General features: G+C 65.8%; 23 protein-coding genes and 1 rRNA gene. 2 read left to right on the forward strand and 22 right to left on the reverse strand.

Annotation, left to right across the window (positions count from 1 at the left end; translation table 11 throughout):
• The 6 genes from GPX89_RS15410 to GPX89_RS15435 form a co-directional block, all read right to left on the reverse strand.
• Positions 1–322: ribosomal RNA gene (locus tag GPX89_RS15410) — 16S ribosomal RNA — on the reverse strand; the annotation flags it as partial.
• A gap of 446 nt (positions 323–768) precedes the next feature.
• On the reverse strand, positions 769–2031 hold the full coding sequence (murA, locus tag GPX89_RS15415; protein ID WP_328601867.1) for a UDP-N-acetylglucosamine 1-carboxyvinyltransferase: 1263 nt from the start codon (positions 2029–2031) through the stop codon (positions 769–771).
• 10 nt (positions 2032–2041) lie between these two features.
• Positions 2042–2635, reverse strand: a complete 594-nt coding sequence (locus GPX89_RS15420; protein ID WP_328601868.1) for a cob(I)yrinic acid a,c-diamide adenosyltransferase — start codon at positions 2633–2635, stop codon at positions 2042–2044.
• A gap of 23 nt (positions 2636–2658) precedes the next feature.
• Positions 2659–3081 carry a DUF2550 domain-containing protein gene (locus GPX89_RS15425; protein ID WP_198347467.1) on the reverse strand — a complete coding sequence of 141 codons (423 nt, stop codon included), beginning with the start codon at positions 3079–3081 and terminating at the stop codon, positions 2659–2661.
• Between the two features lie 168 nt (positions 3082–3249).
• Positions 3250–3960 carry an MspA family porin gene (locus tag GPX89_RS15430; protein ID WP_157388298.1) on the reverse strand — a complete coding sequence of 237 codons (711 nt, stop codon included), beginning with the start codon at positions 3958–3960 and terminating at the stop codon, positions 3250–3252.
• Positions 3961–3987: 27 nt separating this feature from the next.
• Positions 3988–4602: an MspA family porin gene (locus GPX89_RS15435; RefSeq protein ID WP_328601869.1), complete on the reverse strand. Its 615-nt coding sequence runs from the start codon at positions 4600–4602 to the stop codon at positions 3988–3990.
• A gap of 321 nt (positions 4603–4923) precedes the next feature.
• On the opposite strand from GPX89_RS15435, the gene GPX89_RS15440 reads away from it, so the two are divergent.
• On the forward strand, positions 4924–6015 hold the full coding sequence (locus GPX89_RS15440) for an NAD(P)-dependent alcohol dehydrogenase (protein WP_328601870.1): 1092 nt from the start codon (positions 4924–4926) through the stop codon (positions 6013–6015).
• 121 nt (positions 6016–6136) lie between these two features.
• Here GPX89_RS15440 and GPX89_RS15445 read toward each other — a convergent pair whose 3' ends face one another.
• The 11 genes from GPX89_RS15445 to GPX89_RS15495 form a co-directional block, all read right to left on the reverse strand.
• Positions 6137–6514 (reverse strand): F0F1 ATP synthase subunit epsilon, encoded by a 378-nt coding sequence (locus GPX89_RS15445; protein ID WP_157388300.1) that lies wholly within the window; start codon positions 6512–6514, stop codon positions 6137–6139.
• 6 nt (positions 6515–6520) lie between these two features.
• Complete coding sequence (atpD, locus tag GPX89_RS15450; RefSeq protein ID WP_157388301.1) at positions 6521–7951, reverse strand: F0F1 ATP synthase subunit beta; 1431 nt, start codon at positions 7949–7951, stop codon at positions 6521–6523.
• Positions 7952–8043: 92 nt separating this feature from the next.
• The gene (locus GPX89_RS15455; protein ID WP_157388302.1) at positions 8044–9015 is read right to left on the reverse strand and encodes a F0F1 ATP synthase subunit gamma; all 972 of its coding nucleotides are present in this window, start codon (positions 9013–9015) and stop codon (positions 8044–8046) included.
• A gap of 53 nt (positions 9016–9068) precedes the next feature.
• Positions 9069–10706, reverse strand: coding sequence for a F0F1 ATP synthase subunit alpha (atpA, locus tag GPX89_RS15460; protein WP_157388303.1), 1638 nt, complete (start codon positions 10704–10706; stop codon positions 9069–9071).
• A 64-nt stretch (positions 10707–10770) separates the two neighbouring features.
• Entirely contained in the window at positions 10771–11580 is an 810-nt protein-coding gene (locus GPX89_RS15465; RefSeq protein ID WP_157388304.1) for a F0F1 ATP synthase subunit delta, read from the reverse strand.
• Positions 11581–11599: 19 nt separating this feature from the next.
• Positions 11600–12154, reverse strand: a complete 555-nt coding sequence (locus GPX89_RS15470; protein WP_157388305.1) for a F0F1 ATP synthase subunit B — start codon at positions 12152–12154, stop codon at positions 11600–11602.
• Between the two features lie 26 nt (positions 12155–12180).
• Positions 12181–12426 (reverse strand): ATP synthase F0 subunit C, encoded by a 246-nt coding sequence (locus GPX89_RS15475; RefSeq protein ID WP_040805202.1) that lies wholly within the window; start codon positions 12424–12426, stop codon positions 12181–12183.
• A 73-nt stretch (positions 12427–12499) separates the two neighbouring features.
• Positions 12500–13225 carry a F0F1 ATP synthase subunit A gene (gene atpB, locus GPX89_RS15480; RefSeq protein ID WP_328601871.1) on the reverse strand — a complete coding sequence of 242 codons (726 nt, stop codon included), beginning with the start codon at positions 13223–13225 and terminating at the stop codon, positions 12500–12502.
• A 417-nt stretch (positions 13226–13642) separates the two neighbouring features.
• Positions 13643–14071 carry a hypothetical protein gene (locus GPX89_RS15485; RefSeq protein ID WP_407939398.1) on the reverse strand — a complete coding sequence of 143 codons (429 nt, stop codon included), beginning with the start codon at positions 14069–14071 and terminating at the stop codon, positions 13643–13645.
• Between the two features lie 11 nt (positions 14072–14082).
• Entirely contained in the window at positions 14083–15276 is a 1194-nt protein-coding gene (locus GPX89_RS15490; RefSeq protein ID WP_157388306.1) for an MraY family glycosyltransferase, read from the reverse strand.
• An 11-nt stretch (positions 15277–15287) separates the two neighbouring features.
• Entirely contained in the window at positions 15288–15953 is a 666-nt protein-coding gene (locus GPX89_RS15495) for an L-threonylcarbamoyladenylate synthase (protein ID WP_328602056.1), read from the reverse strand.
• A 101-nt stretch (positions 15954–16054) separates the two neighbouring features.
• On the opposite strand from GPX89_RS15495, the gene GPX89_RS15500 reads away from it, so the two are divergent.
• Positions 16055–16348 carry a DUF427 domain-containing protein gene (locus GPX89_RS15500; RefSeq protein WP_157388308.1) on the forward strand — a complete coding sequence of 98 codons (294 nt, stop codon included), beginning with the start codon at positions 16055–16057 and terminating at the stop codon, positions 16346–16348.
• A gap of 294 nt (positions 16349–16642) precedes the next feature.
• Here GPX89_RS15500 and prmC read toward each other — a convergent pair whose 3' ends face one another.
• From prmC to rho, 5 genes are all read right to left on the reverse strand, one after another.
• Positions 16643–17521 (reverse strand): peptide chain release factor N(5)-glutamine methyltransferase, encoded by an 879-nt coding sequence (prmC, locus tag GPX89_RS15505; protein WP_328601872.1) that lies wholly within the window; start codon positions 17519–17521, stop codon positions 16643–16645.
• A gap of 246 nt (positions 17522–17767) precedes the next feature.
• A complete protein-coding gene (gene aac(6') / locus GPX89_RS15510; protein WP_157388310.1) occupies positions 17768–18208 on the reverse strand; it encodes an aminoglycoside 6'-N-acetyltransferase in 441 nt (146 codons plus the stop codon).
• Positions 18209–18226: 18 nt separating this feature from the next.
• The gene (gene prfA / locus GPX89_RS15515) at positions 18227–19306 is read right to left on the reverse strand and encodes a peptide chain release factor 1 (RefSeq protein WP_157388311.1); all 1080 of its coding nucleotides are present in this window, start codon (positions 19304–19306) and stop codon (positions 18227–18229) included.
• 135 nt (positions 19307–19441) lie between these two features.
• Positions 19442–19666, reverse strand: a complete 225-nt coding sequence (gene rpmE / locus GPX89_RS15520) for a 50S ribosomal protein L31 (RefSeq protein ID WP_033085055.1) — start codon at positions 19664–19666, stop codon at positions 19442–19444.
• Between the two features lie 744 nt (positions 19667–20410).
• Positions 20411–22483 (reverse strand): transcription termination factor Rho, encoded by a 2073-nt coding sequence (gene rho / locus GPX89_RS15525; protein WP_328601873.1) that lies wholly within the window; start codon positions 22481–22483, stop codon positions 20411–20413.
• Positions 22484–22732: the final 249 nt, after the last annotated feature.

The following is a 22732-nucleotide window of genomic DNA, read 5'->3' on the forward strand; positions in this document are numbered from 1 at the left end:
GTGTCTCAGTCCCAGTGTGGCCGGTCGCCCTCTCAGGCCGGCTACCCGTCGTCGCCTTGGTGAGCCGTTACCTCACCAACAAGCTGATAGGCCGCGGGCCCATCTCGCACCGATAAATCTTTCCAACAACCCCCATGCGAAGGCTGCTCATATCCGGTATTAGACCCAGTTTCCCAGGCTTATCCCAGAGTGCAAGGCAGATCACCCACGTGTTACTCACCCGTTCGCCGCTCGTGTACCCCGAAGGGCCTTACCGCTCGACTTGCATGTGTTAAGCACGCCGCCAGCGTTCGTCCTGAGCCAGGATCAAACTCTCCGTTGAAGACTCTCAATCGCATCCTTACGGATGAAATCGGAAGAATTAACCAGAGTCCGAAAACCTTGGCAAAATCAAACGCCAGCTCGGAAATTAAGCTGACTTAATGTCCAACCACCCTCACGGGGGTGAGAATGATTGGAACCAAATAAAATATTTGGCACTGACATTCATCGACACACTATTGAGTTCTCAAAGAACACACGCACAAACGATCTCCCGGGCTCTTAGTCCCGCTCGATCGTGAGGCAACTTTTCAAGCTTAGCCCCATCCGCACAGCAGAACCAAATCGGCTGGTTGGTGGGAGCTAGTGTGATCATCAGGCGAAGCTCGTCTCACCGGAGTCGGTGTCCGTGTCGCTCTGACCTGGAATAAGTTACGTGTTGGTTGTTCGCATGTCAAATCGCCTGTTCAGGACGGGTTTTCGCGAACACGTCCCGACACCGGTTGTTCAATCGGTGGTTCCGACCCGTTCGATCTCGGCCCCGAGCGAGCGCAGGTTCTCCACGAAATCCGGGTAACCACGGTCGATGTGGAAGACGTCGTGCACCTCGGTGACACCGTCGGCGACCAGACCCGCGAGCACAAGGCCCGCGCCGGCGCGAATGTCGGAGGACCAGACCGGCGCCGAGGACAGCCGCGGAATACCGCGCACCACAGCGTGATGCCCATCGGTGCGGGCATCCGCGCCCAGGCGGATCATCTCTTCGACGAATCGGAAGCGCGCTTCGAAGATGTTCTCGGTGATCATCGAGGTGCCGTCGGCGATCGCGGCCAGGCCGATGGCCATGGGCTGCAGGTCGGTGGGGAAACCCGGGAACGGCAGGGTCGAGAAGTTCACGGCACGAGGCCGATCCGCCTGCACCACACGAAAACCATCCGGTTCGAACGAGATTCGCGCGCCGGCGGAACGCAGCTTGTCCAGCACCAGCGACAGGTGCTTGGGGTTGATGCCCGTCACCCGCACGTCGCCGGTGGTCATGGCGGCGGCGATACCCCAGGTGGCGGCGACGATGCGGTCGCCGATCACCCGGTGCGTGGTCGGCGACAGCTTGTCCACACCCTCGATGGTCAGCACCGAGGTGCCCGCACCGGAGATCTTCGCGCCCATCCGCGCCAGCATGTTGCAGAGATCCACGATCTCCGGTTCGCGCGCGGCATTGTCGATGACCGTCTCACCGTCGGCGAGCACCGCGGCCATCAGGATGTTCTCGGTCGCGCCGACCGACGGGAAGTCCAGGCGAATCCGGGCGCCCTGCAGCTCTTCCGCCCGCGCGACCAGGCAGCCGTGCTCGATTTCCGAGGTCGCGCCGAGCAGCCGCAGGCCCTGCTGGTGCATGTCCAGCGGACGCGAACCGATGGCGTCACCGCCGGGCAGCGCGACGACGGCTCGCTTGCAGCGCGCCATGAGCGGACCGAGCACGCACACCGAGGCGCGGAACTGGGTGACCGCGGGGAAGTCCGCGTGGTACTTCGGTTCCGGCGGCGTCGTGATGGTCACGGTCTCGTGGTCGACGGCGACATCGCAGCCCAGACCGCGCAGCACCTCTGCCATCAGCGGCACATCCAGGATGTCCGGGCAGTTGGTGATGGTGGTCGTACCCTCGGCCAGCAACGCGGCGGCCATCAGCTTGAGGACGCTGTTCTTCGCGCCGCCCACCGCGACCTCACCGACGAGCCTGCTGCCCCCGGTCACCAGAAACCGTTCACTCACGGGGGTCAGCCTAGTGGTCCGTTCCCGTGCTCGCGGCGTCTCCGCCCGGGCGCCAAAGTATGTCGCCCTCCGGATTGGCGACGCGGCTCAGGATGAACAGCAGGTCGGACAGCCGGTTGAGGTATTTGGCGGGCAGCGCACTCGTGTCATCCGGGTGTGCGTCGACCGCGGCCCAGGCTGAACGCTCGGCGCGTCGCGCGACGGTGCGTGCCGTGTGCAGCAGCGCGGCAAGGGGGGTGCCGCCGGGCAGGATGAACGAATTCAACGGCGCCAGAGGCTCATTGAACTCATCGCACCATTTCTCGAGGCGGTCGATGTAGTCCTGGGTGATGCGCAGCGGCGGGTACTTGGGCTCGGCGACCACGGGGGTAGAGAGGTCCGCGCCGGCGTCGAAGAGATCGTTCTGTACGGAACGCAGCACACCGAGCATCCGCTCATCGGGCTGCCCGAGCGCGATGGCCACACCCAGTGCCGCATTGGTTTCGTCACAGTCGGCGTAGGCGATGAGCCGGGGATCGGTCTTGGCCACCCGGGAGAAATCACTCAAACCGGTCGTACCGTCATCGCCGGTCCGCGTATAGATCCGAGTCAGGTGCACGCTCACAGGGTGAGCCTAACGCGTCGCGGCTAGCCGGCGCGGCGGCGGCGAATGCGCTCGGAGGGGCGGGATTCCACCCAGGACAGGAAGGCCGCCATCGCACCCCGGTCCAGGGCCAGTTCGTAGCTACCGTCGCCGTCGGAGCACATGACGATGACCTCGTCGGTCATGATGTCGTACTCGTCGCCGTCCGGGGAGCGCCGCGGGCCGATCTCGATGGCGAGCCGGCGCATGGACGAATCCGGGCCGAGCTTCAGACTCGAGAGTTTGTAGAAGAGGAGGGTGTCCTCGTCGTAGCGGATGAGGCCGTGCCGCCAGCCGCCGCCGTGCCCGCGCGCGGGCAATACCCGCAGCAACGCGGCGGTGCCGCCGCGGCGCAGCATGATCAGGCGATAGGTCGAGGCCAGGGCCAAACCGACAAGCAGCAACACCAGAATGATCAGAAGCCACATCCCGGTTTGCAATGCCGCTCCGTCCCTTCACATCCGCGTTGCTGTCGATCACGAACCGGCCAGTGGCCGGGCCCCGCTTTCGGTCGATAGTAGCGACCGCGGAAAGGCGAAGTCCGGCCATCCACCGAATGTGACGAATGCGCTGTTCAGCGAGGTGCAGAAGATATATCAGCCCATAGTGAACGGATCGCCGTAGAGGACGAGGTTGCCGATGAAGTTCGGGGTGTCCACCTCGGCCGCCACGAACGAGCGCGCCTGGGCGTAACCACCGCAGCCGTTCACCTCGAAGGCTTCGTCCTGCCAGCTGACGCTGGCGTGCGGACCGGCAACCTTGTTGTAGCGCTTGTGCGATTCCATGCCGTAGTCGTCGGGCTTCTCGAGGTCCAGCATGAGCCGCGCGACGGCCTGACCGGGTCCGACGGTGATGCCCTCGGACAGCGACTGGGTCGCGGAGAGCCCGCCGAACGGATTGGATGACGAGGCCTTACTGGGATCGTTCGTCACCCCGGCGTTGGCCCCGTTCTGCAGTCCGCCGATGTCCACCTGACAGCCGACGATGTAGCCCGGACTGATCTTGATCTGGATGTTGTCGCTCCCGGCGCTCGGGCCGTCGAGATCGACGCTGGCCACCGCGGTGGTCCAGACATTGCGGTGCATCGGGGTGTCACCCATCGAGCCGCTGATCTTGGCCGACTCCCCGGTGATCCGGACAGTCATGGTGGTGCCGTCGGCGAGCGTGCGGGTGATCGATCCACCGGGCAGCGGAATGAAGGTGTCGGCGTGCGCGGGTCCGGTCGAACCGAGACCGGACACCACCACCGCGGTCAGCGCCACCCCGAGGGCCCTGCCACCCCGAACGCGAATTGCCTTGCCGTACATGCGATCCCTTCCGTCGGAGTGGTCTCGTCAGCCGATGCTGAACGGCTGACCGAAGAGGGAGACCTTGTGGTAGTCCGCGCCGATGATCTCGACTACGGAGACCTGGCGGGCCTGGGCGTAACCGCCGCAGCCCTGAATCTCCATCGGAATGTCCTGATAGTTGATGGTGTAGCTGCCGCTCTTGGTCAACTCGATGTTGTTGATCGCGACCCACTGCACCTGCCCCGGGGACAGCGGGAAGCTGAAGCCGCCCGACAGACTCGGGGTGGCGCTGATCGTGAACGACGAGTTCGCGCTGAAGGTCCCGAGGTTCACCTGGCATCCGACGATGTAGCCGGTGGTCAGGTTGGACGATCCGTGCGTGCCCGAGTTGTTGGTGCCCGGAAAGTTCTTCGGACCGTTATTGGGTCCGACCGTGCCGTCCGGGGTTTCCACCTCGGCGGTGACGTTGCCCGTCACCCAGGAGGTGCGACCAGCGCCGTTGTCGGCCAGCGACGGCGAAATGATCGCGCGCTCACCGAGACTGGTGATCTTGACGCCCGGGCCCTCGATATGCCCGTCGGGGAGCGGAACCGTGACATCCGCGTTCGCCGCACCCGGTGAGAAGAATCCGAGGGCGACCGCGACGACAGCGACAGCCACCCCCCATTTGCCAATACGAAGCCCGCTCATCAACCCCTCGCTCATCGTGCAGTGTGCATCGTGGAGGTAAAGCTGAAAATGCTGGATTGCCGAGGCTTTGCGGGATGCTTCAGATCACATCCGTAGACCGGCGATTGCATTTAACCACACAGTGTTACCCGGGTCGCAATTTCGCCACGACGAATCGGAAATCCGTTGCTGCTTACCAGCCTCGGCCGACCGGTTCCCAACGGCAGGCCCGCTCAGTAGGATCCGAGATGGCCCAAAACTGGAACACGTTCTTATGCTCCGGACAATTGGGATGTCTTGGAAGGAGATTCCGTGGAAATCACCGCTGCGGTGGCCCGGGGAGCGGATAAGCCGTTCTCCATGGAGACCCTCGAACTGGAGGACCCGCGCGCGAACGAGGTGCTGGTGCGCCTCGTCGCGAGCGGGGTGTGCCACACCGACCTGGTCACCAAGGGCGTGTTTCCCGCCGATTTGCCGATCGTGCTCGGACACGAAGGATCGGGCGTCGTCGAGCGAATTGGCTCGGAGGTAACCGGAATCGAAGTAGGCGACCACGTACTGCTCACCTACGCCAGTTGCGGTACCTGTTCACGCTGCGTCAACGGGCTTCCGCCCTATTGCGAGAATTTCGTCATTCTGAACACGTCGGGCGGCCGCTCGGATTTCACTTCGCCGCTGAGCAGCAATGGCGAGCGCGTGATGGGCGCGTTCTTCGGGCAGTCGAGTTTCGCCACCCACGCGCTGGTGCCGGCGCGCAGCGTCGTGGTGGTCGACAAGAACGTGGATCTGGTCGCCACCTCCCCCTTCGGCTGCGGCGTGCAGACCGGCGCGGGCGCGGTCGCCAATGTCATGAAGCCGGGCCCGAACGATTCGATCGCCATCTTCGGCGTCGGCGGCGTGGGCATGTCGGCCCTCATGGCGGCGCGTGCCATCGGCGCGGGAACCATTGTGGCCATTGACCTTTCCGCGGCGCGGCTGGCCGTGGCCAAGGAGCTGGGCGCGGACGTCACCATCGACGGCGCGGCCGAGGACGTGGTGGCGCAGATCATCGCGGCGACCGATGGCGGCGCGAACTTCGCGCTCGACACCACGGCCCTCAATCCCGTGATCGCCACGGGCCTGGAAGCCCTGGCCCCCATGGGCACCCTGGTACTCGTCGGCCTCGGTGAGGCCAGCATGGACCTGGAGATCGGTCACCTCACCGGAAACGGCAAGGCCGTCCGCGGCTGTATCGAGGGCAGCGGAGATCCGCAGAAGTTCATTCCGCAGCTGCTGCAATGGCATGCCGAGGGCAAGTTCCCCATCGAGAAGATCAGCAAGACCTACGAATTCGAGGACATCGACACCGCGCTCGAGGACGCCCACCACGGCGGCACGATCAAGCCGATTCTCGTCTTCGAGTGACAAACATGCCCGCGCCCGGCTGTTGGCCGGGCGCGGGCATGGAACTAGGTGGCGGAAGTGAAAAGAGCGGCGGCCCCGGGGTTTTCCCCGGGGCCGCCGCCTTTTGCTTCGGTGCCGAAGACTACGCGGAGGCAGCCTTCTCGAGGGCGCGCAGCTGGCCCTGAGCCTTGGCCAGCGCGGCCGGGCTCGCATCGGCGTCGGCGACGACGGCCTTGGCGGCCGCCTCGTCGATGTCGAAGGAGAACTCGGCGGACTCGGCCAGCACGCGCACCGAGGTGGCGGTGACCGAGAAGAAACCGCCGTGCACGGCCGCGACGATGCGCTCGTCGTCATCCGAGACGATGGTCACGGTGCCGCCCTCGACCAGCTGGCCGAGCAGCGGCTCGTGACCGGCCAGGATGCCGATCTCGCCCTCGGTGGTCTGGGCCGAGACGAACTTCGCCCGGCCCGACCACACCAGTCGCTCGACGGCGACCAGGTCAACGGACATATCTGCCATGGGTGACTACTTCCCGGCGATCTTCTTCGCGGCCGCCTCGACGTCGTCCAGGCCACCGCAGGAGTTGAACGCCTGCTCGGGCAGGTGGTCGAACTCGCCCTTGCAGACCCGATCGAAGTCGTCGATGGTCTGCTCCAGCGGCACGACCGAACCCTCCTGGCCGGTGAACTTCTCGGCCACGATGAAGTTCTGGCCCAGGAACTTCTCCAGGCGACGGGCGCGACCGACGAGGACCTTGTCCTCTTCGGAGAGCTCGTCCATACCCAGAATCGCGATGATGTCCTGGAGTTCCTTGTACTTCTGCAGGATTCGCTTGACCTCGTTGGCCACCCGGAAGTGCCGCTCGCCGACGATCGAGGCCTCGAGGATTCGCGAGGTCGAGGACAGCGGGTCGACGGCCGGGTAGATGCCCTTCTGCGAGATCGGGCGCGAAAGCTCGGTCGTCGCATCGAGGTGGGCGAAGGTGGTCGCCGGCGCCGGGTCGGTGTAGTCGTCGGCGGGGACGTAGATCGCCTGCATCGAGGTGATCGAGCGACCACGGGTCGAGGTGATCCGCTCCTGGAGCTGACCCATCTCGTCCGCCAGGGTGGGCTGGTAACCCACGGCCGAGGGCATACGACCCAGCAGGGTCGAGACCTCGGAGCCGGCCTGGGTGAACCGGAAGATGTTGTCGATGAACAGCAGCACGTCCTGGTTCTGGACGTCGCGGAAGTACTCGGCCATGGTCAGGGCCGAGAGAGCGACGCGCATACGCGTGCCCGGCGGCTCGTCCATCTGGCCGAAGACGAGGGCGGTGTCCTGGAGGACGCCCATCTCTTCCATTTCGAGGTGGAGGTCGGTGCCCTCACGGGTGCGCTCACCGACGCCCGCGAACACGGACGTACCGGAGAACTCACGCGCGATACGGGTGATCATCTCCTGGATCAGAACGGTCTTGCCGACACCGGCACCACCGAACAGACCGATCTTGCCGCCCTTGACGTACGGGGTCAGCAGGTCGATGACCTTGATGCCGGTCTCGAGGATCTCGGTCTTGCCCTCGAGCTGGTCGAAGGCGGGCGGCTGGCGGTGGATGCCCCACTGCTCGCCGTCGCGGCCCAGACCCGGGGTGTCGAGGCAGTCGCCGAGGGCGTTGAACACGTGGCCCTTGACGACGTCACCGACGGGCACCGAGATCGGCTTGCCGGTGTCGCGCACCTCGGCGCCACGGATCAGACCATCGGTCGGCTGCATCGAGATGGTGCGAACGATGTTGTCGCCCAGGTGCTGCGCGACCTCGAGGGTCAGGGTCTTGGCCACCGACGCGAGCGCGATGTCCACATTGAGGGCGTTGTACAGGTCGGGGATCGAACCGCGCGGGAACTCGACGTCCACGACGGGTCCGATGACGCGGGCGACACGGCCGGTGCCAACCCGAGTTTCAGTAGCTGCGGTCATTGGTTCTCTTCCGTATTAGATAGTGAGCTGTGCTGGCGCTGCGTGGTTACGCAAGCTGCCGCCTCCGCGCCTGAGGCACAGCTCACCCGGCCTTAGTCGCGGTCCGAGCTCGACGCCAGTGCGTTGGCACCGCCGACGATTTCCGTGATTTCCTGCGTAATCTGCGCCTGGCGCAACGAGTTCGCGGTCCGGGTCAGCGAATTGACCAGGTCCGTGGCGTTATCCGTTGCGGCCTTCATGGCGGTGCGGCGCGCAGCCGACTCCGATGCCGCCGCTTCGAGCAGCGACGAGTAGATCCGGGTGTTGACGTACTTCGGAAGCAGCGCGCCCAGCAGGCGATCCGCGTCCGGCTCGAACTCGTACTGGGGCTTGAGCTCCGCCGACTCGGAGTCGGTGAAGGAGTCCGGACCCATGTCGTAATCCTCGTCCACGAACGTCACCTGGATCGGAGCCAGGCGACGCACCTCGGGCTGCTGCGACAGCATCGACACGAAACGCGTGTAGACGATGTGCAGTTCGTCGACGCCCTCCATGGTGCCGACCCCGTTGGGGGTGGCGACCTCGCCGTCCGAGCCGGCCATGAACGCCTCGACCAGGTGGTTGCAGGCGGCCGAGGCGTCGGCGTAGTTGGGCTGCTGCGAGAAGCCGAGCCAGGACCCGTTCACCGACCGCTTGCGGAAGGTGTAGTAGGTCAGGCCCTTCGCGCCCATCACGTACAGCACCGGCTCCTTGCCCTCGGAGCGCAGCGTGACCATGAGCTCCTCGGCGCGCTTGAGCACGTTGGAGTTGTAGCCACCGCACATACCGCGGTCGGAGGTGATGACCAGAACCGCTGCGCGGCGCGGGTTCTCACGCTCGGTGAGCAGCGGGTGCGAGAGATTCCCACTGGCGCTGGCCAATTCGGCCAGCACCTTGGTGATCTCCTCCGCGTAGGGCTTGGCGGCGGCAACTCGGGCCTGCGCCTTGCTGATTCGCGAGGTCGCGATCAGTTCCTGAGCCTTGGTGATCTTCTTGATCGAGCTCACAGATCGAATGCGGGAGCGCAATTCGCGCACGCTTGCCATTAGCGGTTCACACTCCCTTCATTCGTCGATTCGGTCAGTCGCATGTGCCCGTCTTACTTCTCGACGTGCTTGCGAGTGACGGAAAGAGACTCGACCTCTTCGTGGTCCAGCTTGTCGGCCTCGGCCTCGACGACCCGCGAGCCGTCGGACGCCAGGAAGCCCTGCTTGAACTTGTCGGTCGCGCTCTTGATGGCGTCGGCGGACTCGCCCTCGAGCACCTTCGAGCCGCCCTGCAGGGCGTCGAAGGAGGACTGCACCGAGGAGTGCAGGTACTCGAGCAGTTCGCCGTTGAAGCGACGGATGTCGCCGACCGGCACCGAGTCGTAGTAGCCGGCGTCGACCAGGTACAGCGAAACAACCTGGTCCTCAACCGAAACCGGGGCGTACTGGTCCTGCTTGAGCAGCTCGACCCAGCGCGCGCCACGCTCCAGCTGAGCCAGCGAGGCGGCATCCAGGTCGGAGGCGAAGGCGGAGAACGCCTCGAGCTCACGGTAGGAGGCCAGCTCCAGACGCAGCGAACCGGAGACCTTCTTCATGGCCTTGGTCTGCGCGGCGCCACCGACTCGGGACACCGAGATACCGACGTTGATGGCCGGGCGGACACCCTTGTTGAAGAGGTCCGACTCCAGGAACACCTGGCCGTCGGTGATGGAGATGACGTTGGTCGGGATGAACGCCGAGACGTCGTTGGCCTTGGTCTCGATGATCGGCAGACCGGTCATCGAGCCCGCGCCCAGCGCGTCGGACAGCTTGGCGCAACGCTCCAGCAGACGCGAGTGCAGGTAGAAGACGTCACCCGGGTACGCCTCGCGGCCCGGCGGGCGGCGCAGCAGCAGCGAGATGGCGCGGTAGGCCTCGGCCTGCTTGGACAGGTCGTCGAACACGATCAGGACGTGCTTGCCCTGGTACATCCAGTGCTGGCCGAGGGCCGAACCGGTGTACGGCGCAAGCCACTTGAAGCCGGCGGAGTCGGACGCGGGGGCCGCGACGATGGTGGTGTACTCCATCGCGCCGTGGGCCTCGAGCGCGGACTTCACACCCGCGATGGTGGAGCCCTTCTGGCCGATCGCGACGTAGATGCAGCGCACCTGCTTCGACGGATCGCCGGTGGCCCAGTTGGCCTTCTGGTTGATGATGGCGTCGATGCAGACCGCGGTCTTACCGGTCTTGCGGTCGCCGATCACCAGCTGACGCTGACCACGGCCGATGGCGGTCAGGGCGTCGATGGCGGTGATGCCGGTGGCCATGGGCTCACCGACCGGCTGACGCTCCAGCACGGTCGCGGCCTGCAGCTCGAGCACGCGACGCTCGTCGGCCTCGATCTCGCCCAGGCCGTCGATCGGCGCGCCCAGCGGGTCGATGACGCGGCCGAGGAACTTGTCGCCCACGGGAACCGAGAGCACGTCGCCGGTGCGGCGGACCTGCTGGCCCTCTTCGATGGTGTCGAACTCACCCAGGACGACGGCACCGATCTCGGTGTCCTCCAGGTTCAGCGCCACGCCGAGGACGCCGCCCGGGAACTCCAGGAGCTCGTTGGCCATCGCGGACGGCAGGCCACTGATGTGGGCGATGCCGTCGCCGGTGTCGGTGACGACACCGATCTCTTCGATGGAGGTCTCGGGGGTGTAGCTCTGGGTGTAGCTCTCGATCGCGCTACGGATCTCATCGGGGGAGATCGTCAGCTCCGCCATGTTCTTCCTGCTCTCGCTGTGGTCTCGAATGTCGGTGTGTTATTGCGCTTCTCGGCGTTCGTCTCTAAGCGAGAGACTGACGCAAGCGCTGGAGTCGCCCGATGGCGCTGCCGTCGATCAGGTCGTCGCCGACACGCACGACGACACCGGCCAGCAAGGTCGGGTCCTCCTGCACGTGCACCGTGACGGGCTTGTCGTAGATGCGCTGCAGCGACGCGGCGAGGTGCTCGCGCTGCTGCGGCGTCAGGGCCACCGCGGCGCGCACGTGCGCCACGATCTGCTCCCGGAGCGACGCGGCCAGATCGGACAGCTCATCGATGGCCTGGCCGGCATCGCCCTTGTGGCGCAGCACGGCCTGTTCGACCAGCTGCAGGGTGATGTCCTCGACCTTGCCCGCGAGCAGACGCTGCACCAGGGCACGCTTGGCATCCGCCGGCTTGCCGTGGTCCTGCAGCGCCTGCTCCAGGTCCGGGTTGTCATCGATGATGCGGCCCAGCCGGAACAGCTCGTCCTCGACGGCGCCGAGGCGGCCGCGGTCCTCCGCGGCGCGCAGCAGCGCTTCGCGGCCGAGCAGCACCAGCGTGTCGACCAGATCGCGGGTGCGCGACCAGTCCTGGGCCACCGCGGTGGTCAGCACGGCCAGGGTGGTTCCGCTGATCTTGCCGCCGAAGACGCGTTCGGCCAGCTCGGCGCGCGCCGAACTCGACACCGACTTATCCGCGAGCGCCACACGCAGCGAACGCTGGTCGTCGAGGACGGCGACAACGGCGAACAGCTCGGACCCCGTAGTAGCCGCGACGGTGTCGCTACCGGTCAGAGCGGCCCGAAGAGCTTCCCGCGCACGGGAACTCGCCTCGCGGCTCGCTGCGTACATGCTTCCCACTTTCGGCTCGTTACCTTCCGACCCCGATGCCGGCGTTCGCGTCCAGCTCCTGCAGGAACCGGTCGATCGACGCCGACTGCTTGGCCTCGTCGGCCACCGACTGACCGATGATCTTCTCGGCCAGGTCGACCGCGGTGCGGCCCAGCTCGGACCGCAGCTCGGTCACGATCTGCTGGCGCTGAGCCTCCAGCTGCGAGTGACCGGCGGCCACGATGCGGTCGGCCTCGGCCTGCGCATCGGAACGCATCTGCGACAGGATGGCCGCACCCTGGGTGCGGGCTTCCTCGCGGATGCGAGCAGCCTCGAGGCGGGCCTCGGCCAGCTGCTCCTGGTACTGCTGCAGGGTGGCCTGCGCCTCGGCCTGCACGGCCTCGGCCTTGCTGATACCGCCCTCGATCTTCTCGGAACGTTCGTCCAGCACCTTGGTCAGGCGCGGGACGACGTACTTGGCGAAGACAAAGGCGATAACGATGAAGACGATCGCAGACCAGACAATGTCATAGGTCTTGGGGACGAGGGGATTGATATCCTCCTCGGCCGCCGCGAGCAACACAATGTTGTTCATCGTTGATTCCTAGTCTTTTGCCGGAATCAGAAAATGAAGCCGGCGACGAGACCGATCAGCGCCAGGGCCTCGGTGAACGCGATACCCAGGAACATGTTGGTCCGGATGGTGCCCTGCAGCTCGGGCTGACGGGCGATGCCCTCGATGGCCTTACCGACGACGATGCCCACACCGATGCCGGGGCCGATCGCGGCGAGGCCGTAACCGATGGCGCCGTAGCCCTTGGCCTTCGACTCGGCAACTTCAGCAGCCAGGTACGAGAGGGTGCTCATTAGTGTTGTTTCCCTTTCTGTCGCCCACCCGCCGATAGCGCGTGTAGCAGGTTTTTGGTGTTGGTGCGGTTGGTCAGTGAGAGTCGGCGTGCTGCGCGAGACCGATGTACACGGCGGTCAGCAGCGCGAAGACGTACGCCTGCAAGAAGATCACCAGAACTTCGAAGAGTGTGAAGCCGAAGCCCGCGAGCAGCGAGAACGGCGAGAACACCTTCATCCAGGTGACGGCATCGAACAGGAAGAACTGGGTGGCACTGAAGAACAGCACCAACATGATGTGGCCGGCCAGCATGTTCGCCATGAGACGGACGGTCAGCGTGAACGGACGCAGCAGGAAGGTCGAGATGAACTCGATCGGGATCAGCAGCACATGCAGCGCGGGCGGCACATTCGGCACCACGATGGACGAGCGCATGTATTTCAGGAAGCCGTACTTCTTGATGCCCACATAGTTGAAGGTGATGTAGGCGACGACGGCCAGCACCAGCGGCATGCCGATTCGGGCGTTCGATGAAATATTCAGGCCCGGAATGACACTGGAGAAGTTCAGGAACAGCACGCCGAAGAAGATCGACGCAATCAGCGGGAAGAACCTCTTCCCGGACTCCTTGCCCAGCACCTCGTCGCAGATCTGCTCCTTGACGAACACCAGACCGTATTCGGCGACATTCTGGAGGCCGCGCGGAACCAGCTGCGGGCGACGGAAAGCCGCGAGCATGACGATCACGAGAACGGCCGCCATGAGGATGCGGATCAGCATCAAACGGTCGAGCTCGAAAGGCGTCCCCTCGAACAGCACTGCTGGAGGGAAGAAGTCGTTGAGTGACGGCGCGTGGAACTCGCCCGCCAAAATGGTGACGCTCAGCGTTCTCTCCCGTGGTCGGAACGCAGGAGATAGTTTTCTCCTGCGGTTCGATCGGACATTGACGATCTGGTGGGTCGACTCAGGTCGGCTCGAAGTTCGTCAGCAGCTGTGGCAGTCACGCCCTGGCGTCTGTACGCGCGTCGGCGACATCGTCGACGGTGCAGAACCGGTGACCCGAAGGGCCCGGTACGGCTGTAAGCATAACCTGCTCTCAGGCGGGTCTCAGGCGACCCCCCCTGTTGATTCGGTTGGCTACAGGTAAAGAGTTTATCAAGTTATCTACGACAATGCGTAGGGGGTCGGCGAAACACGTGGTGACCGGTGTTTCGCCGCAGGTCCGGGAGCCGGAAACTACAGGTCGCGCTCCACTTCGACGGTCGGAACGCGTTGGCGCAGAAGACCGTACGTCTCCGCGCCGAGCACGATGAGCAGCGCGGCGATCACCGTGAAGAACAGCGCGTATCGGTTGTAGAAATCGAACTGCTTGAGCGCCGCGATGACAACCACTGCCAGCAGCAGTTTTCCGACCCAGCTGCCGAGCAGCACAATGCCCTGCAGGCCGGATTCGATCTTGGCGCTGAACAGCACCGACGCGGCCGTGGTGAGGATGAAGGCGCCGCCCAGGGCGGCGCCGATCAGGGCTCCCCACAGGCCGGGCAGGCCCGCGAAGATCGACGACAGGATCGCCGAAACCACAACCAGCACAGCCAAACCGTCGAGGCCGTAGCGCAGGGCCGCGCGCAGCGGGGCGTCGGGACCGGGATTCGAAGGCGTGCTCACGGTCAGCAACCTTACCCGGCGGCGTGTTCGCGATCGTGGGGCGGTTTGCGAGTCGGGTTTCTCAACTCACGCCAGGAGGGCACCGCGGTAACGATGAGCGCGAAAACCAATCCGGCGGCGAACCCGAGCACGACCAAGCGGCGATCCGAGATCAATGACGTGCCAACCGCGCCGAATGCGAAGACGCTCACCCAGAGATAGATCACCAGCACCACGCGTCGCTGAGAATGTCCGATCTGCAGCAAACGGTGATGAAGATGCATTTTGTCCGGAGTGGAAAAACTCACACCCGCGCGAACTCGGCGAACCACCGCCAAAACAAGATCAAGAACAGGAATGAAGATCACCGCACCCACCAGCAACAGCGGCGACAGCAAACCCACGATGTCGCGCGGACCGTAACCCTGCAGCGGAATTCGCCCCGAGGCGCCCGTGGACACCGCGGCCAGCATCAACCCGATGAGCATGGAGCCGGTATCGCCCATGAAAATCCGGGCCGGCGAGAAATTGTGTGGCAGAAATCCCAAACACGCACCGGCCAGCGCGGCGGCCAGCAACGCGGGCGGATACGTGTCGGTGGAACCACCGACCTCGTACAGCAAACCCACGGTGAACACGAAGACCGCGACGGCCGCGATGAAGCCCAGACCCGCCGCCAAACCGTCGAGGCCGTCCACGAAATTCATGGCGTTCACGACGGTGACCGTGATGCCGACCGTGACCAGACCGCCCTGTAGCGGATCCAGCACCACCGTCTCATTGGTAAAGGGGTTGTAGATCGCTACCCAACTCAGGCCCATCACTGCCATCACCCCCGCCGCGGTGACCTGACCCACGAACTTGGTCAGCGCGTCCAGACCCCATCGATCGTCGATGATGCCGACGATCACGATGAGCGTGCCCGCGGCCAATACCGCGGGAATGTCCTTGGGATAGTCGAAACCTCGCCGCAGAGCCGGCAGCTGATGCGCGAACAGAATCGCACCGAGCAAGCCCAGATAGATTCCGAGCCCGCCCATGCGCGGGATCGGCTTGACGTGCACATCGCGTTCGCGTGGAATGGCCACCGCCCCGAAGCCGATGGCCAGCACTCGTACTCCGCCCGTGCTCAGAAATGTCACGACCGTGGCAACGAGCAGCACCAGCAGCAGCTCCCGCAGCGGGACGACCGCGCCCTGGCTGAATACGCCCTGACTCAACAGCATCTAACGGGCCGTCACCGCGCGCCGTCCTGGCGGAGCTCCTCGGGCGACATGCCGAGCACCTCCGCGAGCTTCTCGACCGGCACCGCGCCCTCGCGCAGGATGCGCGGAGTGTCGGCGGTGAGATCGACGATGGTGGAGGCGACCGCGTGATCGGCCGGGCCGCCGTCGAGGTACACCCCGACCAGCTCGCCCAGCTGCGCCTGCGCCTCGGACACCGTGGTGGCCGGGGGCTGGCCGGAGACGTTCGCGCTCGACACGGCCAGCGGGCCGACCTCACGCAACAGCTCCAGCGCGACCGGATGCAGCGGCATGCGCAGCATGACCGTGCCGCGCGCGTCGCCCAGATCCCAGGCCAGCGAAGGGGCTTGCTGCACAACCAGACTCAGCCCGCCCGGCCAGAAGGCGCGGATCAGCTCCCGGGCCTGCGGGCGCACGGAGTAGACCAGGCCGTCGATCGTGTTCCACGATCCGACGAGCACCGGCACCGGCATATCGCGTCCCCGGCGCTTGGCCGCCAGCAGCGCGCCCACCGCCTGACTGTCGAACGCGTCGGCGGCGAGCCCGTACAGGGTGTCGGTCGGAATGACGGCCAATCGCCCGGACTTCAGGGTGCTGCGCGCGGCATTCAGACCGGCGGCACGGGAATCGGGATCGGCACAGTCGTAGACGGTACTCACGGCAGACATCTTGGCACGGGACGCTCTGCGCGCCACTGTCGCGCCGGGTTTCGGACGCATTTGCGTCGTATTCTCGGACTCGACGAAGGAGGCACGACCCCATGATGCGTGCGATCTGGAACGGAACGGTCATCGCCGAGGCCCCGAGAACCGTCGAGGTCGAGGGCAACCAGTACTTCCCGGTGGAATCGCTGAGGAGCGAATACTTCAGCGAGAGTTCCAAGCACACCGTCTGCCCGTGGAAGGGCATCGCGAGCTATTACACCGTCACGGTCGACGGCGCGGAGAACCCCGACGCCGCCTGGTACTACCCGCACCCGAGCCCGCTGGCCCGCAAGATCAAGAACCACGTCGCCTTCTGGAACGGCGTGCAAGTCGAGGGCTCGCCCGAGTAGCCCCGCCGCATCGGGCTTCCCGACACCGCATCCGGTGCGCGACCGCCACCGGTTACCGACCGCATCCGCCCGGACAAAGCCGACGAAGAGCGCGGTATGCCTCGGGCGGACCGGCGACAGAAGGCGGTTCGCGCAGTATCCGTTCGCGGCCGAGTCGACGAATTCGGACGCGTACCGCACCGCGTTCGCCGATCCGGAACGGTCGCGGCGGATTCCCGGGAGCATCGTCCGAACCCGGCCGAGCCGCGCACACTCACCGGATGGGCGAGACCCATCGTCTTCGGCGGGTCACGGTCAATTCGCGGTGCGGCGGGCCGTGACGAAGCGGGGCTTTCCAGCCAGGTCGGGGTGTTCGATGATGTCGGTGAAATTGCCGTCGGCCGCGAACAGGGCCGCGACGCCGGAGCCGTTGGTGTCGTCGTGTTCGACTGCGGTGGAGCCGTTTTCACGGAGCAGGCGGGCGATGGTCGCGATCATGGGGCGGATGACGTCGAGACCGTCGGGGCCACCGAAGAGGGCGCGGTGGGGGTCGTGGTCGATGACCTCGGGGTCGAGCTGGGCGTCCTCGGGGATGTAGGGCGGGTTGGAGACGACCACGTCGACCTTGCCGTTGAGGTGTTCGAGGATCGTGGGGTCGGTGACGTCGCCCGCGTGCAGGTCGATGGGGTTGTCGCCCTCGTCGGCCAGTTGCAGTGCGTTGCGGCGGGCCCAGGTCAGGGCCTCGGCGTCGAGTTCGACGGCGTGGACCTGGGCGTCGGGGCGGGCATGGGCGATGGCCAGGGCGAGCGCGCCGGAGCCGGTGCACAGGTCCACCACGATCGGCCGATGCTCGTGGCCCACCTGTTCGAGCTGGGCCAGGGCCCAGGCGAACAGCAGCTCGGTCTCCGGGCGCGGCACGAAAACGCCGGGGCCGACCGCGAGATCGATCTCGCCCATGGCGGCGGTGCCCGTAAGGTGTTGCAGCGGAAAGCGTTCCGCGCGCCGAGCGACCAGCTTGCGGTACTCCTCGAGCTGGTCGGGGGTGAGCATCGGCATCAGTGCCAGCCGACCGCGGTCCACTCCCAGCACATGTGCCGCAAGATTTTCCGCGTCGGCGTGGGGGCTGGGAACCCCGGCGTTCGCCAGGATCTCGGTGGCCTCTCGGATGGCCGGCCGCAACGGTGTCCGACTCACGATGCTCCCCCGCCTCTCCGGGACTTCAGCGGACGGCCCAGAGCCGTCGACCGGCATGTATCCGGGCCTGCGGTTGGGTGCCCAACCGATTCTGGACGTACCCGGGGAGTTACCCCGACCATCCCGAAATCAATGGTCACGTTGGCAAACGATACTGGCCGTCCATCTTCGATTGTCATGCTATGCCGGTTTACTCCGCGGCTGGCCGCGCGCCGACTGCGGTGGGCATGGCGGCCGGTCCCTGCTCTACAGCGGTTTGCGGTAGTACACGACACGTTCGCGCTCCTCGAAGCCGTTGGCCTGGTGGAAGCGGTGGGCGACGGCGTTCTCCAGCAGGGCGTCCGAACCGAGTTCGGTGCAGCCGAACTCGCGGCCCCACTCCTCGACCGCCCCGCAGAGCTCACCCGAGAGGCCGTGCAGCCGATGGCCCGCGGCCACGTAGATGCCCTCGAGGAAGGCGACCGGCGAGGTGTCGCAGCCGTTCACGTAGTCGTGGCGAATGCTGGCCTCGGCGTAGCCGACGGCCTCGCCGTCATCGGTGCGGGCGACCAGCACGACGTGCTCGGGGCTTTCCGCCAGTTCCGCCAGCTCCGCGCGGTGCTCGGCCTCGTCCGAGGTCGGCCACAGCGCATAGCGCAGGGGCACGGCCTTCTCGATGGACTCGGCCGTCATCCGCGCGATGTTCATTTCCGCTGTCCCCCGGCCTTATTCGGCGGCCAGGCGGGCGGCGCGATCCGCTTCGCCGAGGGCGTTGAACAGGTCGTCGAGGTTGCCGTCGAGGACCGAGTCCAGGTTGTGGGCCTTGAAACCGATGCGGTGGTCGGCGATCCGGTTCTCGGGGAAGTTGTAGGTGCGGATGCGCTCGGAGCGGTCCACCGTGCGGATCTGCGCGGCACGACCGGACGCGGCCTCGGCGTCGGCCTGCTCCTCGGCGAGGGCCTGCAGCCGCGCGGCCAGCACCTGCTTGGCGCGAATCTTGTTCTGCAGCTGCGAGCGTTCGTTCTGGCAGGTCACCACCAGGCCGGTGGGCAAGTGCGTGATGCGGACCGCGGAGTCGGTGGTGTTGACGCCCTGACCGCCCTTGCCCGAGGACCGGTACACGTCGATGCGCAGGTCCTTCTCGTCGATCTCGACTTCCTCGACCTCGTCGGGCTCCGGGTACACCAGCACGCCCGCGGCCGAAGTGTGAATACGCCCTTGGGATTCGGTGACCGGCACGCGCTGCACGCGGTGCACGCCGCCCTCGAACTTGAGCTTGGACCACACGCCGTCGCGGGTCGGCTCCTTGCTCTTGATGGAGAAGCTGGCGTCCTTGTACCCGTCCAGATCGGAGTAGGTGACGCCGAGCACCTCGACCTTCCAGCCGTGGCGTTCCGCGTAGCGCAGGTACATGCGGGCCAGATCGGAGGCGAACAGCGCCGACTCCTCGCCGCCCTCACCGGATTTCACCTCGAGGATGACGTCGTCGCCGTCGTGCGGGTCGCGCGGCGCGAGCAGGTCGGTGAGCTGCTTGTCCAGCTCCTCCACCTGTTCCTGCAGGCCGGGGACCTCGGCCGCGAAAGACGAATCGTCGGCGGCCAGCTCCTGCGCGGCGGCCAGATCGTCACGCGCGGTGCTCAGCTTGTTGTAGGTCGACATGATCGGGCCGAGCTCCGCGAAGCGCTTGCCCACCCGGCGCGCCGCGCCCGGGTCGTTGTGCAGTGAAGGGTCGGCGAGCTGGGATTCCAGCCCCTGGTACTCGGCCAGGATGTCGTCGATCGCGTTGGGGGCCGTCTTGTCGGCCATCGCGGTTCCTCCCATCGGGGTGCCGGGTAGGCACACCCGGAAAGTATGTGTGAGCTGTCTCAGCTCGCTGGAAGTAGGTCCGTAAAACGCACCAACGCCCGGCCTGCGGAGGCAGGACGGGCGTTGGCGGGACAGCTACTTGGCAGCCTTGGGGGCGCGCTTGCCGTAGCGGGCCTCGAAGCGAGCCACGCGGCCACCGGTGTCCAGAATCTTCTGCTTGCCCGTGTAGAACGGGTGGCACTGGGAGCAGACCTCGACCGTGATCTGGCCCGACTCCTTGGTGCTCTTGGTCTGGAAGGTGTTGCCGCAGCCGCACACGACCGTGGTGTCCACGTACGTGGGGTGAATTCCTGCCTTCATGGGTGTCCTTTCGAAAGGTTTTGGGTCGCCTCGACCGACTGCCATCCACGAGGACGGCGACGAGACGTGAACCAAAACCGACTAGGCATGGTTGCCGACGGAACAGTATATGTGCCGCGACCGAGTGGTCGTCACGAGGGGTGACACCCTCCTGAACAGGCGGTGGATCCGGTTTGTTCCCGCCCTCCACCCCAAGAAACTACGGGCACGCATATTTCGTGTATCCGGGTGAGGCTGGAAGTCGAGTAGTTCGCTACTCAAGAATGCGAACACCCGTGTTCATAGAGTTTGTCCAGGTGAGAGTCCCGAGACTAGCGGAAGGACAGCGGTGACCAGGAAGGACGCGACGATCGGGGGCCTGTCCCCGGTCTCCGCGCACGCCGAAGCCGGGAGGGCATACCGGCGGCGCGCGGAACTCGTCGCGGGCGGGGTCCTGGTGTCACTGACGCTTCTGACGGTCGCGGGCTGGTGGATGGCTCCCGGAGAGTCCGGCAACGCGGTGGGGCCTCTGAACCCGGTCCCCAACCCACCGCGGGGGGACGCCACACTCACCTACACAGCGGTCACGGCGCCGGACTACACCGGTGCCGTGACCGCGCTCATCCTCGGCTTCATGATCCTCGGCGCCGCGTTCATCGGCCTGTTCTTCTTCAGCCCGCACACACGACAGCGGCCCCGCCGAGGCGAGGCCGCCATCGTCAATAGCAGTGCGCTACAAGAACATTGCAGCGTTGCGCTACCTGATCACTCTTCGAGCGCACCCGGGGCGGTCTTGGAGACCGTCATCAGGAACTCGACATTGCTCTTGGTCTTCTTCAAGCGGTCGACCAGCAGGTCGATCGCCTGATGTGAATCCAGGCCGGAGAGCACGCGGCGCAGCTTGTGCAGGACCGCGGCCTCGTCGGGCGACATCAGCAGGTCGTCGCGGCGGGTGCCGGACGGGTTGACGTCGACGGCCGGGAACACGCGACGCTCGGCGATCTTGCGGTCGAGCTTGAGCTCGGCGTTACCCGTGCCCTTGAACTCCTCGAAGATGACCGTGTCACCGGTGGAACCGGTCTCCACCATCGCGGTCGCGATGATGGTGAGCGAGCCGCCGTTCTCGATGTTGCGGGCCGCGCCGAGGAACCGCTTGGGCGGGTACAGCGCGGTGGAATCCACACCACCGGAAAGGATTCGGCCCGAGGCCGGGGACGAGTTGTTGTACGCACGGCCCAATCGGGTGATCGAGTCGAGCAGCACGACGACGTCCTGGCCCTGCTCCACGAGCCGCTTGGCGCGCTCGATGGCGAGCTCGGCGACCGAGGTGTGGTCGCTCGGCGGCCGGTCGAACGTGGAGGCGATGACCTCGCCGCGCACCGAGCGCTGCATATCGGTCACTTCCTCGGGACGCTCGTCCACCAGGACGACCATGAGGTAGCACTCGGGGTTGTTGACCGAGATCGCGTTCGCGATGTCCTGCATGATCGTGGTCTTACCCGCCTTGGGCGGGGACACGATCAGCGCGCGCTGGCCCTTACCGATCGGCATGATCAGGTCGATGATGCGCGTGGTCAGCTTGTTCGGCTGGGTCTCCAGCCGCAGTCGCTGGTTCGGGTACAGCGGGGTCAGCTTGTTGAATTCCGGACGGCGGCGGGCACTTTCGACATCGGTGCCGTTGACCGTGTCCAGCCGCACCAGCGGATCGAACTTCTGGCGCTGGTTGGACTGGTCGCCGTCGCGCGGGGCGCGCACCGCGCCGGTGATGGCGTCACCGCGGCGCAGGCCGTTCTTGCGGACCAGGTTCATCGACACGTACACGTCGTTCGGCCCGGCCAGGTAGCCCGAGGTGCGGACGAACGCGTAGTTGTCGAGGACATCGAGGATGCCGGCGACCGGCTGCAGGACGTCGTCCTCGCGGATCTCCATCTCGCGGGCCTCGCCGCCGCCACCGGTGCCGCCGTCACGATCCCGGCCCCGACGACGCTCACGGAAGCGACGACCCCGGCGACCGCGGCCGCCTTCCTCGTCGTCATCGTCACGGGCGTCACGCTGCGGACGACCGGTACCGTTCTGGTTCTGCTGGCCGCCGTTCTGGTTCCGCTCGCCACGGTCGTTGCGCTGGTTGTTGCGCTCACCCTGGTTGCGGTCGCCCTGGTTGCGGTCCCGGCGACGCTCGCCGCCCTCGGACTCGCCCTTCTCGGCGGCGGGCGCCTCGGCGGTGGTGGCCTCCGCGTTCGCGTTGGCACCACGCTGCTCGCGACCCCGGCGCTGACGACCACGCTGGCCGCGCTGGCCACCGTCCCGGCCCTCATCGCCCTCGGCGCGGGGGCTCTCGCCCTCTTCGCGCTTGGATTCGCGCTTCTCAGAAGAACTTTGACGCGACTCAGCGGCACTTTGGCGCGACTCGGCCTGCTCGGCGCGATTCGCCGGAGCCTCCGCCTTCACCTCGGCCTTGGCCGGAGCGGACTCGGCGGCCTTCACCTCGGCCTTGGCGGGGGCGGGGGCCGACGCGGACTCCCCACCCGTCGGCGCGTCCTCGGCCTTGGCCTTCGCATTCCGCGTGGCCTTGCCGGTAGTGGCCTTGGCACTGCCGCCGGACTGGTTCTCCTTGATGGCGGCGATGAGATCACCCTTACGCATCCCGGAAGTGCCTCGGATACCGAGCTCTCCCGCAAGCGCACGCAACTGCGGCAACAACATTCCAGTCAGCCCCGATCGTGCGACGTCAGTTTGTTCGCTCATCTTCGAAATCTGTCCGGAGTCACTTTCGCGGCTACCCGCGGACGCTGTATCGCTATCCGTCCCGGGTGTCGCGAGCAGGTCCGTATCTGTCACGGAAATCCTTTCCTTCCCTCGACCGCCGTGTGCCTGTTCGAGGGTTCCTCCTGCAGTCCGGTCTCGTGCCGAACTCGGATGCCGTATCGCCTGTTCCGCCTGGCCAGTGGGGTTCCCACCACGTGGGCTTCGCCACCGAGTGCTGGTGCTCATCACACGAAAAAGGTGGGAGAGATCATTCCAGTTGACTGGCTACCCCCAAGTTTCGAGCCTCAAGCCTCGAGCCTGAGCAAGGAGCCTCTGGAGCGA

The organism is Nocardia terrae, assembly GCF_009760405.1.
GTDB lineage: Bacteria > Actinomycetota > Actinomycetes > Mycobacteriales > Mycobacteriaceae > Nocardia > Nocardia terrae.

Bases quoted from the DNA above. Each gene is read 5' to 3' on its own strand.
- rpmE (WP_033085055.1), bottom strand. From the start codon at position 19,666: ATGAAGGCAGGAATTCACCCCACGTACGTGGACACCACGGTCGTGTGC.
- GPX89_RS15455 (WP_157388302.1), bottom strand. From the start codon at position 9,015: ATGGCAAGCGTGCGCGAATTGCGCTCCCGCATTCGATCTGTGAGCTCG.
- GPX89_RS15430 (WP_157388298.1), bottom strand. From the start codon at position 3,960: ATGTACGGCAAGGCAATTCGCGTTCGGGGTGGCAGGGCCCTCGGGGTG.
- GPX89_RS15490 (WP_157388306.1), bottom strand. From the start codon at position 15,276: ATGCTGTTGAGTCAGGGCGTATTCAGCCAGGGCGCGGTCGTCCCGCTG.
- prfA (WP_157388311.1), bottom strand. From the start codon at position 19,306: ATGGCCGACAAGACGGCCCCCAACGCGATCGACGACATCCTGGCCGAG.
- atpA (WP_157388303.1), bottom strand. From the start codon at position 10,706: ATGGCGGAGCTGACGATCTCCCCCGATGAGATCCGTAGCGCGATCGAG.
- GPX89_RS15475 (WP_040805202.1), bottom strand. From the start codon at position 12,426: ATGAGCACCCTCTCGTACCTGGCTGCTGAAGTTGCCGAGTCGAAGGCC.
- atpD (WP_157388301.1), bottom strand. From the start codon at position 7,951: ATGACCGCAGCTACTGAAACTCGGGTTGGCACCGGCCGTGTCGCCCGC.
- GPX89_RS15425 (WP_198347467.1), bottom strand. From the start codon at position 3,081: ATGTGGCTTCTGATCATTCTGGTGTTGCTGCTTGTCGGTTTGGCCCTG.
- GPX89_RS15500 (WP_157388308.1), top strand. From the start codon at position 16,055: ATGATGCGTGCGATCTGGAACGGAACGGTCATCGCCGAGGCCCCGAGA.
- GPX89_RS15465 (WP_157388304.1), bottom strand. From the start codon at position 11,580: ATGTACGCAGCGAGCCGCGAGGCGAGTTCCCGTGCGCGGGAAGCTCTT.
- GPX89_RS15470 (WP_157388305.1), bottom strand. From the start codon at position 12,154: ATGAACAACATTGTGTTGCTCGCGGCGGCCGAGGAGGATATCAATCCC.
- GPX89_RS15445 (WP_157388300.1), bottom strand. From the start codon at position 6,514: ATGGCAGATATGTCCGTTGACCTGGTCGCCGTCGAGCGACTGGTGTGG.